General features: G+C 41.5%; 14 protein-coding genes, 1 tRNA gene and 1 pseudogene. 9 read left to right on the top strand and 7 right to left on the bottom strand.

Going from position 1 to position 16013, the window contains the following annotated elements:
- Positions 1-70: 70 nt before the first annotated feature.
- Positions 71-619 (bottom strand): transposase, encoded by a 549-nt coding sequence (locus tag ACM0OT_RS17230; protein ID WP_414565648.1) that lies wholly within the window; start codon positions 617-619, stop codon positions 71-73.
- Positions 616-924: a transposase gene (locus tag ACM0OT_RS17235; RefSeq protein WP_414565649.1), complete on the bottom strand. Its 309-nt coding sequence runs from the start codon at positions 922-924 to the stop codon at positions 616-618. Before ACM0OT_RS17235 ends, ACM0OT_RS17230 begins: the two co-directional genes overlap by 4 nt.
- A gap of 616 nt (positions 925-1540) precedes the next feature.
- On the opposite strand from ACM0OT_RS17235, the gene ACM0OT_RS17240 reads away from it, so the two are divergent.
- A complete protein-coding gene (locus tag ACM0OT_RS17240) occupies positions 1541-2272 on the top strand; it encodes a DUF6817 domain-containing protein (RefSeq protein ID WP_414565650.1) in 732 nt (243 codons plus the stop codon).
- Between the two features lie 88 nt (positions 2273-2360).
- Here the strand turns inward: ACM0OT_RS17240 and ACM0OT_RS17245 are convergent.
- A pseudogene (locus tag ACM0OT_RS17245) lies at positions 2361-2549 on the bottom strand (transposase); the annotation flags it as partial.
- Here ACM0OT_RS17245 and ACM0OT_RS17250 point away from each other — a divergent pair.
- Entirely contained in the window at positions 2518-3072 is a 555-nt protein-coding gene (locus tag ACM0OT_RS17250) for an RNA-guided endonuclease InsQ/TnpB family protein (RefSeq protein WP_414565651.1), read from the top strand. The pseudogene ACM0OT_RS17245 and the gene ACM0OT_RS17250 overlap by 32 nt on opposite strands.
- A 226-nt stretch (positions 3073-3298) precedes the next feature.
- On the opposite strand, the gene topA is transcribed toward ACM0OT_RS17250, so the two are convergent.
- From topA to ACM0OT_RS17270, 4 genes are all read right to left on the bottom strand, one after another.
- A complete protein-coding gene (topA, locus tag ACM0OT_RS17255) occupies positions 3299-5473 on the bottom strand; it encodes a type I DNA topoisomerase (protein WP_414565652.1) in 2175 nt (724 codons plus the stop codon).
- A gap of 63 nt (positions 5474-5536) precedes the next feature.
- Positions 5537-5758 carry a hypothetical protein gene (locus tag ACM0OT_RS17260; protein ID WP_414565653.1) on the bottom strand — a complete coding sequence of 74 codons (222 nt, stop codon included), beginning with the start codon at positions 5756-5758 and terminating at the stop codon, positions 5537-5539.
- A gap of 125 nt (positions 5759-5883) precedes the next feature.
- Entirely contained in the window at positions 5884-8148 is a 2265-nt protein-coding gene (locus ACM0OT_RS17265) for a GumC family protein (RefSeq protein WP_414565654.1), read from the bottom strand.
- Positions 8149-8643: 495 nt separating this feature from the next.
- Positions 8644-8715, bottom strand: a tRNA-Gln gene (locus ACM0OT_RS17270).
- Between the two features lie 570 nt (positions 8716-9285).
- On the opposite strand from ACM0OT_RS17270, the gene ACM0OT_RS17275 reads away from it, so the two are divergent.
- The 7 genes from ACM0OT_RS17275 (at position 9286) to ACM0OT_RS17305 (ending at position 15577) form a co-directional block, all read left to right on the top strand.
- Complete coding sequence (locus tag ACM0OT_RS17275) at positions 9286-9600, top strand: PqqD family peptide modification chaperone (protein ID WP_414565655.1); 315 nt, start codon at positions 9286-9288, stop codon at positions 9598-9600.
- On the top strand, positions 9584-10027 hold the full coding sequence (locus ACM0OT_RS17280) for a lasso peptide biosynthesis B2 protein (protein ID WP_414565656.1): 444 nt from the start codon (positions 9584-9586) through the stop codon (positions 10025-10027). Before ACM0OT_RS17275 ends, ACM0OT_RS17280 begins: the two co-directional genes overlap by 17 nt.
- Positions 10024-11883 (top strand): lasso peptide isopeptide bond-forming cyclase, encoded by a 1860-nt coding sequence (locus ACM0OT_RS17285; RefSeq protein ID WP_414565657.1) that lies wholly within the window; start codon positions 10024-10026, stop codon positions 11881-11883. The genes ACM0OT_RS17280 and ACM0OT_RS17285 overlap by 4 nt, the downstream gene beginning before the upstream one ends.
- Positions 11884-11886: 3 nt before the next feature.
- A complete protein-coding gene (locus tag ACM0OT_RS17290) occupies positions 11887-12057 on the top strand; it encodes a hypothetical protein (RefSeq protein WP_414565658.1) in 171 nt (56 codons plus the stop codon).
- 107 nt (positions 12058-12164) lie between these two features.
- The gene (locus ACM0OT_RS17295; protein WP_414565659.1) at positions 12165-12335 is read left to right on the top strand and encodes a lasso peptide; all 171 of its coding nucleotides are present in this window, start codon (positions 12165-12167) and stop codon (positions 12333-12335) included.
- Between the two features lie 498 nt (positions 12336-12833).
- Positions 12834-13724 (top strand): hypothetical protein, encoded by an 891-nt coding sequence (locus tag ACM0OT_RS17300; RefSeq protein WP_414565660.1) that lies wholly within the window; start codon positions 12834-12836, stop codon positions 13722-13724.
- Between the two features lie 17 nt (positions 13725-13741).
- Positions 13742-15577, top strand: coding sequence for an ABC transporter ATP-binding protein (locus ACM0OT_RS17305; RefSeq protein WP_414565661.1), 1836 nt, complete (start codon positions 13742-13744; stop codon positions 15575-15577).
- Positions 15578-16013 lie beyond the last annotated feature (436 nt).

Consider the following 16013-nt stretch of genomic DNA (forward strand, 5'->3'; position numbering starts at 1 on the left):
GATGTGGGAATGCTTTGTGCTTATACTTTGGTGAGTTTGGGGCGATATCCTTATAGAACTCATTTGACATCTAAGAAGAGGCTGCAAGCCTCTTAACCATCAACCGAATAAAACAAAGATTAACCTTGGCAGTTGCATTAACTAGAGTTCTCTCAAAGTTCTTGACAAGAATTTTGCATCTCTCCATCCAGGCATTTGAGCGTTCAATTACCCACCTCGCAGCCACCGGAATAAACCCAGACTGCCCTAATTCTTTCTTTTCGTGTTTTGATGGTTTTGGCGAAAGTTCAAACCTGATTTTCGTCATCATCTGGGGATAAACCTTTTCTAACTCCTGCCTGAGATGTTCAGGGTGATAACCGTGGTCTAGCAGAATGGTGATTTTGGCAAGATTAACGGGCTTTGACTGGAAATAATCGATGTTTTTAGTCAACATCTCAATTAAACCCATATCGTCAGACACATTTGCTTTGGTGCAATGAGTAAAGAAGGGAAACCCCAGGGTATCAACAGCTAGATGTCTTTTAATGCCATTAGTCGATTTGTAGAAACAATATCCTTTCGATGTAATACTCGCATTACAGGTATTTTTCACCGCTTGAGAGTCGATAATTATCAACGTTGTCCACTTGGCTTTTTTTTTACCTGTTCACGCACAAGTCCATGTAAAACTCTCATTAGTTCTTCTATCAATCCTTGGGCCCGCCACTGCTTGTAATGCCAATATACAGTTGAGTAAGGGGGCAAGTCCTTGGGTAAGTCTTCCCAATTGCAGCCATTCTTTAGTTGATAGAAGATGCCATCTAGGAGTTCTCTTTTTGTCCAGTTCGAGGGTCTAGTCTGTTTCTTGGCAGGCAATATAGTCGGCAGTAGGGGTTCTAGAATTTCCCATTCTTCATCTGTTAGGCTGCTAGAGTACGGCATGGTTGCTGGATATGGCTTTTGCCGCCACTTTACTTCAATACCCTAAAAGATGTCAAATGGGTTCTATAGCATAAAAGTATTGATGCCGAAGTTCCTTTATCTAATGTTTGTTGCATAATTGATGCATACAGGTATCTTGTTTGATAGCCATTTGCTACTATTTACGATATCGAGCTGATCGCTTATTGAGAAGACAAAATTATTGTTGCACTAAAATTGCATGTGCCTAGCAATTATCTTAAAACTAGCATAAAGTAACTATTAATCGAATCATTTAAGTTATGAGACTTGATGATTTGAAAATTTTCAGTAGTGCATTCAAGAAAGTTTCTCAAAGTAAGGATATGAGCAATAGATCTTGATAAGTGGATTAATCTAAAGTTTGTGAATCATTTTCTAGTCTCTAGGGCTAAATACCAAGAGACTATCCCACTAATAAGATTTAGTTAATGCAGATGTGAATTGTGGCTATACAAAGAAAAGTATTGAAGCAGGCTGCAATTCTTTCCCCTATAACAACGAGTCTGCGATGATTTCGTTGAAATCATGAGGAACAACACTTCTTTTTTTAAACCGTCATTATTCTATCCACACAAACTTCTTTTACACTAGAATTATGCATTTGTGCGCCCAAACGAACATTCAGCTGTATGCTCAAGCGAATAAGCTAGGCTACAAAACTGAGGACATATACCTTATATCTAAAGCATATACCCTGACAATAGAGGCTTTTAGCGGATGGTTTAGACCTTCTGGGAAGACATTTATCTCTCACCTAGTAGGCACAGCTAGTATTCTGATTAATTTGAAAGCTCCAGTGGATTTAGTTTGTGCAGGGCTATTACATGCCATATATGCTCAAGGAAACTTGAGTAGCATTAAGTCACAACATTTAAGGCAAAGGATTTATCTTGCTTTTGGTGCAAAAACTGAAGAGTATATCCATAAGTACACACTGCTAAAATGGAACCATGCAACATTAGCTAGAGTGCATGAGCAGTTTTCTATCTTGGATAACATTGATAAGGATGTGCTACTGATTCGTTTAGTCAACGAGCTAGAGGAGTGTGGTGAATCTAAGTATCTAAAGTACTCTTCCCATGAAATTGCAATGATGGCGAGTATGGCAGAACAGCTAGGGTTTTCAGAATTTGCCTCTGAAATTAGAGTCGCCTTCAGTAAAGAACACAGTGATGATGATTGTTCAACCATAGGGCAAGATTTATATGCTAAAAGGGAATCAGGGTCTTATCTTGTGGTTCCCATAACATGCATGAAAAAGCCTTGGCTTCAAGGTAAAAATTTCCTGTACAGAAAACTTAAGCCTCTACTCAACTTGGGGGTATGACGAAATATGGATGCCGTTGGCGAAATATTTTGAACATATTGCGCTATCCTTCCCCACCCTCAGAAACGCGGGGTGGGGAAGGATAGCGCTATTCGGGACTATCTTGGTTTTGGATATATTGCTTCAACGTTTCAATTGGTGCGCCACCAGCGGAAGCAACATAATAAGAGTTAGACCAAAAAGATACTTGACCCCAATAATATTTTTTCACTTCTTCGGGGAACTCTTTTTTTAACATACGCGCTGTGGAACTTTTTAAGCTTCCTGCAACAGCAGATGTAGCTAAAATTCAATCTAAAGTCGCAAGACAAAGACAAGATTGGCAGCATAAAGTCTCTACACAGATAGTTAGCTGTAATAGCCTGGTAGCGACTGAGAAATTAAACCTTAAGGGGATGATCCGTAAATCTAAAAAAGGCAGTAAAAGAAAACATCAGAAGACAGGACTAAATAGGTCTTTATTAGACGTGGGGATTGGCAATCTCAAAGACTTAATTAAGTACAAAGTCAGTGAGGCTGGAGGGTTTTACATTAAGATTCCAACGACTAAAGTTAAGCCATCTCAAACCTGCCCTAATTGCGGTCATCAAAAGAAAAAATCATTAGCAGATAGAGTTCATCATTGCGAAAAGTGCGAATACCAATGTGATAGAGATGTCGCCGCAGCAATGGTTATGCTTAACTATGCAAGGGGTATGGAACGTGCCTCTACAGATGCAGATGAGTCAGCCTCTACTTGGTGCGGAAGCTTTAAGCAAGTTGCTCAAATGAAGCATCGGAAACGTGCATCTCAGGCGTAGCCGGATGCACGTAGTTCATAAGAATCGGTTTAAGCTCCAATTCTTACTCAGGGGTGTGATTGGAGCAACGCCAAAAAGTGAGATCATCGTGAAATGAGCAGGGGAAGCGGGGGGAAAAATTAGTAAGTTTTGCTACTGAGTAATTACGGTCTAACGGTATAGCTCACCCGCCGCGAGTCAGTGTTGTCAGAGGTCATCAGAAATTCCTTCAAAGTGAACCGTTAATTTACCTCCTTCCTAACTCCCCAAACTTCGGACTCCACCACCCTTTCGCTGTACTAAAATAAGCCACATCCTTGTGTTTTTTATCCTGACGAGACTGAGGATCTGAACACCGGAGCATTGTCTTCTGCTGCCCATCCTTGGTATAGCTGTACTCCTCCAAAGGCTTTTGGCATACAGGGCAAGGATACGAAGTTATCTTAGCGGGTGGTTTTGGTTCGCTGTCTTGAGTGCGAGGGGCTTCCCAGGTCTTAGAGCGATTGCCTCCGGCACTGCGCTCCGCGCAATCGCTCCAAAACAGCACCACATTTTCGCAACCACTGGTACACTTGAGAAAATACTTTTTCTTGACCTTGGTGCTGGGTATTTTGGACATCAAGCTATTGCACTGAGGACAGTGAGTTTTAGAAATTTCAAACTGTCGTGGTGCAGAAGCTGTACCCTTTGATGCACCCGCAACTAGGGTTTTTGCCTTAGAAAGTGCAGGTACAAAGTAGTCCTGATTCCAACCACTAAGATATTGCTGCCAACCTTGTTTACCTTCTGCGATCGCATCTAGGGCATCTTCCATTTTGGCGGTAAATTCAGCCTCCAGTAAATCGGGTAACGCCTTCTGCAAAAACTCATCCACCTCCAACCCCAAAGCTGTTGGTTGTAGATTATCTTTTTTCAACTCCACATAAGCCCGTTTTTTTAGGGTGGCAACAGTGGGAGCATAGGTGCTGGGGCGACCAATGCCTTTGCGTTCCATCAACTGTACAAGTTTAGGTTCGCTGTAACGTGGCGGCGGCTGGGTTTGCTTCTGCTCATTAGCTACATTCGCCACAGTGAGTGCCTGTCCCTGTTGTAACGAAGGTAACACTGAATCCTTGCTGAGATTGTTCCAGTAACGAGCGTACCCGTAGAACTCAATCACCTGACCCCTGGCTTGCCACAGCAGATTTCCTGATTGGGTAATTATCTGAGTTTTTCTCAGTTGAGCAGCTTTACACTGGGATGCAATGGCACGTTTCCAAATCATCACGTACAGGTTAAACTCATCCAGTGGCAATTCTTCCCGTAATTGTGCTGAAGGGCGGAATATATCTGTGGGACGGATAGCCTCATGCGCTTCTTGAGCAGACTTACTACTACGGTGTTTGGCTACTTGCTGGGGTACATTCGAGGGGTCGTTTTGCTCTAACCATTGCCGGGCGCTGGCACAAAATTCAGGACTCAACATCACCGAATCTGTTCGCATATATGTAATCAACCCAGCTTCATACAGTTTTTGGGCAACCTGCATGGTTTTATCGGGAGAAAACCTCAGTTTGGAACCGGCTGCTTGCTGAAGTGTGGAAGTGGTGAATGGCGGAGGTGTTTGACGATTGACGGTTTTCCCTTCGATTTGGATAATTTTGTGAGGATGCTGCTTTGCTTCTTCTACTAATCTTGTAGCCTCAGCTTCAGATAACACACGCTTAGATTCGGGTGATTTTGTAGCATTTGGGTTGGCATCATCATTTGTATCAGTTTCTTCCTGTTGTGCGGAGGAACGAGATTCTGACGTACCTTTGTAAAATGCCCGAAACCCTTCGGCGTAATCAACAAAAACGTTCCAGTAGTCCTGGGGGACAAATGTTTGAATTTCTCTTTCTCGCTGACAAATTAAATGTAATGTGGCGCTTTGGACTCTGCCAACACTTTTAGCCCCGTTGTTCAATGCCCAAACCAAGGGACTACCTTTGTACCCTACCAACTTATCTAAACAATCTCGGCACAGTCCCGCACCCACTAAGTTGAAATCAAGTTTTCTGGAGTTAGCTATTGCATTTCTGACTGCTGCTGCTGTAATTTCTGTGTAGACCACTCGTTTGGGTTCTTTCAATCCCAAAACTTCCTTGAGATGCCAAGCGATCGTTTCACCTTCTCGGTCGGGGTCTGTTGCCAAGACGACTTCATCCACCTGTTTGACAGCAGACTTGAGTTTCTGGATGGTTTCTTTGGCTCGTTGGTCGCGGGGAATGTAATTGCACTTTACACGACCGCCATCTATGCTGAAACCCAGTGAATCATCGCCCTCGTTGCTCAGTTCCCTGATGTGACCACAACTAGCGCGGACGATCCAATCTGCACCCAAGATTTGGCTGAGTTTTTTGACTTTACCGGGGGATTCGACTACAAGAAGACGCTTTGGCATGGCAGATGCGGTGTGATTACTTTATATTGGAATGGCACTAAGAAAAGCGGAAACCCTTATTGATTAAGCAGTCTGCAATTGTTTACGTAATTCTTGCCGGGGTTTGGTCAATCTGGGGTAGGCTTTGGGGCGGCGTTTGGTAACTCGTGGTTCGCTGCGTGCAGGACGGTCGAGGACAACCTTGTGAACGATAATTTTCAGCAAACTACTTATGATGCTGCATTTCCATAGCACAGCAATTAGCTTCTCTACTAGACGCTGCGCCGTCAGCACAGGGCTTTTCATTAGTGCTGAAAGCTTTCGCCTCACCCTTCCCTTCATTGTTCAATAGCTTTAAAAGCTGTAGTCCTTATCCTGCATACCTTTCCGCTTTTCTTAGTGCCATTCGACTAAAGTCCTCTCTACAAACCCTAACGGTGTCCGTTACCTCTCAATGCAGAGGCACGACGTGATTCTACATCTCTACTAGATAGTTGCGCTACCATGTTTTGCTGATAGTACTGGTGATAATAGTTATGAGATACAGGTGTAGCGTCTTTAGATCTATTAGCTATCATTCCTAATAGGGGAGTACCGGAGATCTGAATTTCTTCCAATACTTGCTGTAGTGCAGTACGCTTTAGCTTACCTAAACCAGCTACTAGCACAATACCATCGGTATTAGAAGCCATTAAGTAGGCATCTGCAAACCCTAAAAGTGGCGGAGTGTCATAAATAACTAAATCGAAACTGGCTTGTAGGTTGTCCATCAAATCATGCATTTTTTGAGAAGCCAGCAACCTGACCGAATCAGGGGGAATTGGCCCTGCTGTCATGACAAACAAGTTGTCTTCTAGTGGCGATCGCTCGATGACATTGTGCCAATCTAGATCTTGGGAAATGACATCTGTCAATCCTTGAATATTCATCAGTCCTACTCGATTATGTAGGGTAGGACAACGTAGATTAGCATCTACTAGTAATACTCTTTGCCCCATAGCTGCGGCCGCTTGTGCTAATTGTATAGCAACTGTAGATTTACCATCACCCTGCACGGGTGAACTGATTACTAAAGAACGAATTGGTGTATCTGAACCTAAAAGCAATATGTTGGTGTAAAGCGAACGAAAAACCTCGAAAAATGAGGCGCTATTTGGTTGTTGTATTGCTCTAGATAATTGTGTAGGGTTGGTTGTTTCCAGATCTTTTCTTAAAGGAACTATCCCTAAAAGTGGTAGTCGAGTATTATCTTTCAGTTCTTGGGCACTATAGTATATATTACTGAGCTTATCTACAATTAAGGCTGCTCCTATGCCTAGTAATAGGCCTAAAGCACCACCTACTGCTAAGTTTCTCGTAGCACTATCAGAAATAGCCCCAGGATTATTAACTCTAGATAATTTCGGATCAAGTAATAGCCAAGGTTGTTGCTTTTGAGCTTTATCTATTTGTAAGGCTTGTTGTTTAGCTGTAAACTGATTCAGCCCCTCGGTGGCAATTTGTAATTCCCGCTGAATATTATCGTAATTACGGCTAATGCTAGCCAAAATTCTGACTTGATTATAGAGTTCTTTAATGTTCTCAGTTAAAGAAATTTCCCGAGCTGATAGTGCGCGGATACGGCTTTGAAAATCTCTTTGTACTCGCTCTTCTTCTCCAGCCAGCAAAGGAAGTAAATAAGCTTTCCTCTCTCTTAATGTCACCATTATAGGATTATCATCCGTTAATACGGCTGACTGTCTGGAGAGTTCAATATCCGCAGCTTGCAGTTGATCCAGTATTGCTTGATATCTACTATTTTCACTCAACAAAGAATTACCAGCTCTCTCTCCTGGCTGTTGTGCTAACTCACTTTGTAAGTCCTGATATCTAGCTATAGATTCTTCTAATTGCACCCGGTTTTCTAGTTGTTGTCTAGTCAATGTAGAAATTTGATTTGACAACTCCTGACTTTTTTGGGTGGGGTCAATTAAACTATTTTCTAATCGCAGGTTCCGTAGTTGATTTTGCCAATATTTTACCCGCTCATCTAAAGGCTTTCTTTGTTCGTTGACAAAGTTAATTGCCTGAACTACTTCTGATTGCCTATCCTCCAGACTATACTCCAAATAAGCATCAGCTAGTAAATTGGAAAAATCTCTGACTATTTGTCTATCTGGGTTAATAAATTGAACATTAATGATGTTTGGCTCTTGGGATGTAACGATTAAGTTACTCACAAACATTTCATATAACAAATTGGGAGTAATTTCTGAATGTTGAGCCTTAAGTCTGTCAATAAACTCTGGGTATTGAGCCTGGAGTCTGTCAATAAAGTTCGGGTCTTGAGCCTGAAGTTGAGCAATAATAGGTTCGATGACTCTAGGACTCTGTAAAACCTTAATTGTTGTTTGCAACTGTTGCTGAGGGGTAGCTGTATTTCCTGGAGAATCTATGGATTGAGGGAAATTAGCTACCACTTGACTTTCGCCAGTCCCCCGTCTGGTCAAAATGTCGAACGTCCCTTGATAGACTGGGGGATCTGATTTAGCCTTCAGTACAGATGCGGTTGCTAATACGCCTGTTATGCCCACAATTAACCACAATCGACGACGTAAGACTGCTGCAATTTGACCTAGATTCAATTCATCATCACTATTTGACTGAGCAATCTTAGTTTGTGATAACAGGTAGGGATTTTTCTCTGACTGAAGCATAGTATTTGTAATTGAAACTACTGAAACTTCTTAAACAGACTTGGCGTAGTTTAATTAAACTTGTTCAAAATTGTCTTAGCTTGAACTTTAGCAGAAAAATTACTGAATTAACTGACTAGCTTTATGAAGCAAATAACTTCAGAGGGTATAGGTTTTTTCCACAATGTGGCTATTATACCCAATGATTTTAACTACTCTGTTGAGGATACAACCGAACTGGGGTCAATTTATTTAATATATCTACAGTAACATTGCGTAGACCATATCGGTTGCCTCACTTAGGTATTGAGTCACCAAGAAGAAAAGGGGCAGGGAACAAGGGGGAAAACCGTGACGATGCTTGGACTTTGCCCCATATGAGCGTCCTAGAAAGAAGGGGCTTATACCCTGTTCCGCTCCGCTCCACGCAGGGGTAAAGGGCTTGTTCCCCCTGCACCCCTGCTTCTTCCGGTTAGACAAAAAAAAGAGGAGCAAACTTAATTACTCCTCATTTCACTGGGGCGCTAGGATTCGAACCTAGGAATGGCGGGACCAAAACCCGCTGCCTTACCACTTGGCTACGCCCCATCAGTTGACTAAGACACTATAACATTCACTAACCAGGTTTTGTCAAGTACCGGGAGAAAAATTTAGGGATGCTATTTTCTGTTGCTTTACAAGATTTGGTCAGTTGGTCAAAAATCAACAAAGTTAAATTGGGTGCTTTAAATGCTTAATCGTATTCTTGTTGTATGTTTTGTGACTCTGCAATCGAATATGCCAAGTCTTAGGCAAAATTCGCTATAAAACCACATTTTAAATGTCAATTAGCTGCCATTTATCTAGGAAAAATAACAGTATTGTATTTTTTCATAAACCTGATTTGACAATTAACTACACGTATGTATAGTATTTTGATGAATAATATACGTAAGTATAACTTTGTGTGAATCCTTAATAAATAAAGGATAAGAGATGAAAATACAGTGTTTAATACTAAGAATTAAGGCTGTTTCACTATAAATTTTATTTTAGAAAACTAGACTAAAACTGACACCTAGCATAACTGTCATTTCTCTAAAATAGTCCATAATCAAGAGTATTGAGATGTTTTGCTATGTCTTGGGTGAAAAAGCCACACAAAAGAAGGAAAATAAAATGAAAATTACGGAATTAGATGCTCATATTTGCGATTCTTCGATGGTAGTAGCAGTTCCTGAACAGATTGTTTCCGATATCGGCGGTGAAGCAGTTATTTTGCATTTCAAAACGGGAATTTACCACGGACTGAATGAGGTGGGGGCAAGGATATGGACTTTGATTCAAGAACCAAAAGTGGTAAAAGAGATCAAGCAGGTGATTTTAGAAGAATATGAAGTTGCTTCTGATGAGTGCGATCGCGACCTGATAGCATTGTTGAAAGACTTTCTCACGGCTGAATTAATTGAGGTTAAAAATGAAACGACTGCGTAAGTTTCTGTGTTTAAGTGCAGGCGATCGCAATTTTTTAATCGTCACCTTCTTTTTACTGGCAGCCATCAGGCTAGGACTGGTGTTAATCCAGTTTAATCAATTACTAAAACTCCTAACTAAAATTAGTCACTCCCGTGAACCACTGCCCAGTACCAACCAAGTGTCTGTGGGCAAAATTGTTTGGACTGTCGATAAAGTAACGCCTTATGTCCCCGGCACTAAATGTCTCGCACGTGCCTTGACTACTCAAGTACTGATGCGTCGCTACGGACATTCTGGGGAATTGCGCCTAGGCGTTGCTAAGGCAGAAACAGGAAAGTTAGAAGCTCATGCTTGGATTGAATATCAAGGACTGGTAATTATAGGTAATATCCCAGACCTTTCCCGCTATATACCCCTACCATCTCTGGAAGGAGTGAAATTATGAGCGGGATTGTGGGTGTGCAGTATCTCAACAATCGTGCGGTAGTTCCTCAAGATCTCCAACGAATGGTTGATATTATCGCCCACCGTGGCCCTGATGGTGCAGATACCTGGGTCGAAGAGTCTGTTGGGTTGGGGCACAGAATGTTATGGACAACCCCCGAATCTTTAATAGAGAAACTGCCTTTAGTTAATCAAGCAGCAAAACTGGTAATTACTGCGGATGCCAGGATAGATAATCGTGATGAATTGATGTCGGTGTTGGAATTAGCAGATCGTCCTTTAGAAAAAATTACAGATAGTGAATTTATCTTAGCTGCCTATCAAAAGTGGGGTGAGTCTTGCCCAGAACGTCTTTTAGGGGATTTCGCCTTTGCCATTTGGGATCAAAATAAACAATCTCTTTTTTGTGCGCGGGATCACTTAGGGGTCAAGCCGTTCTATTACTTTTACCAACCAGGCACAATGTTTGTGTTGGCCTCAGAAATCAAAGCCATCTTCAGTTTACCACAAATACCACGCCGACTAAACGAGGTGAGAATTGCCGATTATTTGGCATTGATGATGGAAGATCAAGTCATCACCACTTACCAAGATATTCTGCGACTGCCCCCGGCTCATAGTATGGTCATCAACCAATCTGTCATGAGAATTTGGCCATATTGGCAACTTGACAAACAGCGGGAATTACGGTTATATTCTAACGAAGAGTATGCTAAGGAATTTAAAAATATTTTTACTGAAGCAGTACGCTGTCGTTTACGTAGTGCTTTTGCGATCGCCAGCCACTTGAGCGGCGGATTAGATTCTTCTGCTATTACTTGTGTGGCGCGGCATTTACTTCACCAAGCCGCAAAACCTCAAGAATTACATACTATATCCAATATTTTTGATGAAATTACCGAGTGTGACGAGCGTCCATTCATCAATGCAGTGTTGGAACAAGGAGGTTTAATTCCTCACTATATTCACGGTGATCAGTGTAATCCTTTATCGAACCTAGACAGCATATTTCAGTATGAAGACGAAGCTTTATTAGGCCCGAGTCACTTTTATCCTTGGAACTTAAACCGTGTTGCCAATGAACTAGGAATTAGAATTTGCCTGGACGGGTTTGATGGCGACACTGTGGTTTGCCACGGTTCCGCTAGACTTACCGAACTAGCACGCCAAGGTAAATGGCAAATATTAATATCAGAATTAAAAACTGTTTCTGTCCACTTTAACCTCCCCCCCCTGGGCATATTGCAAAACTATGGTTTGCCTTATCTCCAGGACTTAATTAAGCAATTCCGGTGGGTAGAATTTGCTCAAGCTGTGCAACTAATTCACCAACATTTCGGGATTCCCCGCCAAGTATTAATTATTAAGTTTGGGTTGAAACCTTTAATTCCTCAATCAATGCGACGACTGTGGCGGCGGTTACGAAAAAAACCGATTACTTGTATGACTGCTGCCTCAAAAGCACCCCTAGTTAACAGTAAATTTGCTGAGGATATTCACTTAGAAGAACGAATTCACAAGTTTAATGCCTATCCTCAACCACCCTTAACGGTAAGAGAAGAACATTGGTGTAATCTCACGCAAGGTATATTAGCTTACACTTTTGAGCAGGCGGATCAATATGCAGCCATGTTCTCTTTAGAAGCTCGTCATCCATTTATGGATAAACGATTAGTAGAATTTTGCCTGGCCTTGCCTTCTGAGCAAAAGTTAGATCAAGGATGGGGAAGAGTAGTCATGCGAAGGGCTTTAGCTGGTATACTGCCGGAAAAAATTCAATGGCGTGGCGGAAAAGCAGATATGACGCCAAATTTTAACGATGGACTACTCAACCGTAACCGCGAAATCCTGTCATAAGTAATGACTCATAAACTGGGAAATCTGGAAAAATACGTAGATATAGATTTCCTACAAGCAGCTTATCAACGACTTTTATCAACCGAAAACCAAGTTCAAAAAGGAGACATTATGGCCGTTTGGCAGGCGGTAATTTTAGCTTTGTGGCTTGACTACAAGCAAGTGCAGCCGTAAGTCCAAATTCTTGGCAGGTGAATACAAACCGTAAGTCCAAGTTCTGCGAGCGCTAGCTCAAATTACAACTACGTCCATTAAAAAACCAAAAATTGAGGATATCAATCATGAAAAAGCAATACAACGCACCCAAAATGTCTACTCATGGTAATGTTGAAGCCATCACACAGGCCTTCGGTGCTTCTAGTGCAACCGATACCATTTTCTTCAATGGTGAGCAGTTCGGCGCCGCTACAGGTTCCGTTGATGGAGATATAACACCAGTAGGTCGCCAATAATAGAGAACAGCAATCCATCATCTCAGTAAATTGCCATCATCAGAGCGATACTATTTTTGTCTTCTGTCTCTGTAGCAATTGAACAGAAGAAAATGCTCCAATAAAAGGTTGGGTTAAATATATTTCAAACCCAACCTCAAATAATTTTTCTAAAAATTCAGTAAATTAAATTAATGACTAAAATCCATACCTGTTATGAATGTAAATTATTCATAGCAAAGCAACATCTTAAATCATGCGGTGCGTTAGCCTACGGCATAACACACCCTACTGGACTGACACGCCTAAAATGGTGTGATAGATGATATAACTCTTGTATTGCGGGCATCTTGCCTGCACCGGACGGGCGAGACGCCCATCCTACAAGATAAATTGAATGCAACATTTTAGCCTTGACATGCCACTACAGTTCATTAAAAATCACAGGAAAATATGTAATTAATTTCTAAAAGCAATGCTTATTTAATCACATTTATATCTATAAAATAACTTTAAAATATGAAAGTTTATAAAGCCTTTAATTTATACATTGCTTCAGAAATACTATTACCTGAACTAATAGAAAGCGCAGGTAACCCAGATGTGATTGTGCGGTTAGGGAAATTAGATAATACCACTGGGAAGGAATTTGATCTTGGGAACAATTTCCAAGGCACAGTAGCAGAAGTTGGTGGATTTTTAATTTATCAAGGTCAAGAAATAGTAATTGATCCCATACCAGGCGTAGACGAGAGTTTATTACGTACCATACTACTAGGGCCAATATTATGTGTTTTATTACGGCAGCGAGGACTGTTAGTTCTCCACGCTAGCGCTGTCAGAATTAACAACCAAGCAGTAGCATTTATGGGTGGTTCAGGTTCGGGTAAGTCAACTTTAGCTACAGCCTTTCACACTAAGGGTTATGATGTCTTGACTGATGATGTCATGCCTATTCAAGTTGGTACAGGGAAACCATTGGTATTTCCGGCATATCCTCAATTTAAGTTGTGGCCAGAAGCCGCTACCTCTCTAGGCGAAGATATTAACAACTTGTCGCCAATTTTCCCCAATGGACCAAAATTGTCTTACAAAGTTTCTCAAGGTTTCCAGCAAACCCCCCTACCACTCCAGAAAATTTATGTGCTGGGTAAAGGAGAACGCCACGAAATTACTCAAATTCCAACGCAACAAGCCTTTGTGGAATTAGTACGTCATACACGTGCTATTACCTTAATTACAGATCCCGAATTTCAAGCTTCCCATCTCCGACTTTGTACTGATCTGGTGAAAAATGTTGGCTTTTGTCACTTCATTCGCAAGCCTTCTCTAGCAGATTTACCAGAACTTGTCAAGCTAGTTGAGGAAGACCTAGCCGCTGCAAGTGTAGATAATCTCACTACTGTATAGATTAAATTTGATAGGTTGTGAAAGTTTTGATTAGCAAACTACGCGGTACGAATACCATATTTTCCCACTTATTAAAAACTTTCAGCTTGGTTTGGGCAGCATCTCGCCATTGGACTGTAGCCTGGATGGTATTACTACTAGTTCAAGGATTACTACCAGCCGCTAGTCTTTCTCTGACTCCGCGAGTAGTTAATGCTTTAGTTGCAGTCACGGGAACAGGTATTTCCGCAGCCACTATCCAGACAGTTCTCATCCCAGTAGGATTATTAGTAGGCATTATGCTATTGGCGGAGTTGGTTAACAGTGCGGCGGAATGGATTCGCACAGGCCAATCAGAACTAGTACAAGATTATGTTAGTAGCTTGATTCACAAACAATCAGTTGCGGTGGATTATGGCTTGTATGAATACTCTGAATATAATGACCAACTCGGACGAGCGCGCGAAGGAGCAAGCGGGCGATCGCTTGCTTTATTAGAAAGTACTGGTAGCCTCTTACAAAACAGTATTACTTTAATTGCGATCGCAGCACTTTTACTGCCTTATGGTGTTTGGCTACCTGTAGTTTTAGCCATCAGTGCTTTTCCGGCATTCTGTGTGCTGCTGTATTTAAATAAAGTCCAGTATCAATGGTCACAAAAAACCACCACAGATCGCCGTTGGTTGATGTATTATGACCTGCTACTGACAAACAGTGCCACAGCTGCGGAAGTGCGATTATTTGACTTCGGTAATTACTTTCAATCTGCTTACCAAAATTTGCGCCGTAAACTCAGAAATGAACAGCTACAACTACTGAAACAGCAAACCATAGGACGTTTTATTGCTGGGTTGTTGGGACTGATTGTTTCTGGTCTGGCCTTGGCCTGGATAGGACGACAAGTCTTGTTAGGAATTTTGAATTTAGGTGATTTAGCCTTATTTTTTCAAGCATTCAAACAAGGTCAAGGTGTTGTCAAATCTGTCTTAAGTAACTTGGGGCAAATTTATCGTAATGGCTTGTTTATTGGTAATTTATTTGAGTTTTTAAAGATACAACCTAAAATTGTAGATCCACTTAATCCTGTCCCTGTACCTGCAAAACCCCAACAGGGCATTGAATTCCGCCAAGTATCTTTCAGCTATCCTGGCACTCAAGAACCTGTATTGGAAAACTTCAACTTAACCCTACCTGCTGGTAAAATTGTGGCCATCGTCGGTGATAACGGTGCAGGGAAAAGCACACTCATTAAACTTTTATGTCGGTTCTATGACCCTGACTTTGGTAGTATACAATTAGACGGCATCGATATCCGTGAATTTTCTGTACAACAACTGCGGCGATTAATTACCGTTTTGTTTCAGTCCCCCATTCCCTACTATACCTCCGCGAGTGAAAATATCGCTTTAGGTGACATATCTGCACCCTCAAATCAAGCAGAAATTGAAACATCTGCCAAAGCTTCCGGTATTCACGAAAAGATATCCCAATTACCCTTGGGCTACAACACCATGTTAGGCAAGTTATTTCCCCAAGGAACTGACTTGAGTGGTGGTCAATGGCAACGTTTGGCATTGGCAAGGGCATTTTTTCGCCGCGCCCAAATTATTATCTTAGATGAACCCACCAGTGCAATGGACCCCTGGGCAGAACACGATTGGTTGGAGAGATTTCGCACATTGGCAAGCGATCGCACAGCAGTTGTGATTACTCATCGGTTTACACTGGCAATGCAGGCAGATATTATTCACGTGATGCGTGCTGGTCAGATAGTGGAATCGGGAAATCATGGGCAATTACTAGCCCTAGATGGACTTTATGCCCAGTCCTGGAAAACCCAAATGCAAACTAATTTGACATCCTCCCAAGCCTAAGATTCAAGTCTTGTACTTCCTCGTCCTCACACGTGCAGAGGTCGATTTCTCTATAGGTGATGAACTTTCCCCGTTACCCCTCAAAATCCTTTCTTAAGTATGTTTCTTGCAGCTTTCCAGTCTTGATCCTGAGTATGCCTATAGTGGTAAGCCGCATCATTTAAAGCAGTATTGCTGACTTTACACAACTATCAATAAGAGTAATTCTGGCAAAAAATCATTAAAAATATTAAAAAAAATCCTAATTTTTATCACTTATTCTTATAATTGGCAGATCGATTTTTTATTTGATGGTATATTGAATCCGTTAATCAGGCTCATAAATTGTCACGCAAACCTTATTTAATTGAGTTTTTTGGTTAAAAAGCCTGCTTTTCTAACTATTCACAGCAAGTACTTATGTAATTTCACAAGGTAAATAAATCTCTCAATAGAA

Source organism: Anabaena sp. CCY 9613 (assembly GCF_963920895.1).
In the GTDB taxonomy this organism is placed as follows: domain Bacteria; phylum Cyanobacteriota; class Cyanobacteriia; order Cyanobacteriales; family Nostocaceae; genus Cyanocohniella.

What these genes read in the sequence shown, in the direction of transcription:
- ACM0OT_RS17235 (WP_414565649.1), bottom strand. Translation starts at nt 924, where the DNA reads ATGCCGTACTCTAGCAGCCTAACAGATGAAGAATGGGAAATTCTAGAA.
- ACM0OT_RS17240 (WP_414565650.1), top strand. Translation starts at nt 1,541, where the DNA reads ATGCATTTGTGCGCCCAAACGAACATTCAGCTGTATGCTCAAGCGAAT.
- topA (WP_414565652.1), bottom strand. Translation starts at nt 5,473, where the DNA reads ATGCCAAAGCGTCTTCTTGTAGTCGAATCCCCCGGTAAAGTCAAAAAA.
- ACM0OT_RS17260 (WP_414565653.1), bottom strand. Translation starts at nt 5,758, where the DNA reads ATGAAAAGCCCTGTGCTGACGGCGCAGCGTCTAGTAGAGAAGCTAATT.
- ACM0OT_RS17265 (WP_414565654.1), bottom strand. Translation starts at nt 8,148, where the DNA reads ATGCTTCAGTCAGAGAAAAATCCCTACCTGTTATCACAAACTAAGATT.
- ACM0OT_RS17275 (WP_414565655.1), top strand. Translation starts at nt 9,286, where the DNA reads ATGAAAATTACGGAATTAGATGCTCATATTTGCGATTCTTCGATGGTA.
- ACM0OT_RS17280 (WP_414565656.1), top strand. Translation starts at nt 9,584, where the DNA reads ATGAAACGACTGCGTAAGTTTCTGTGTTTAAGTGCAGGCGATCGCAAT.
- ACM0OT_RS17285 (WP_414565657.1), top strand. Translation starts at nt 10,024, where the DNA reads ATGAGCGGGATTGTGGGTGTGCAGTATCTCAACAATCGTGCGGTAGTT.
- ACM0OT_RS17290 (WP_414565658.1), top strand. Translation starts at nt 11,887, where the DNA reads ATGACTCATAAACTGGGAAATCTGGAAAAATACGTAGATATAGATTTC.
- ACM0OT_RS17295 (WP_414565659.1), top strand. Translation starts at nt 12,165, where the DNA reads ATGAAAAAGCAATACAACGCACCCAAAATGTCTACTCATGGTAATGTT.
- ACM0OT_RS17300 (WP_414565660.1), top strand. Translation starts at nt 12,834, where the DNA reads ATGAAAGTTTATAAAGCCTTTAATTTATACATTGCTTCAGAAATACTA.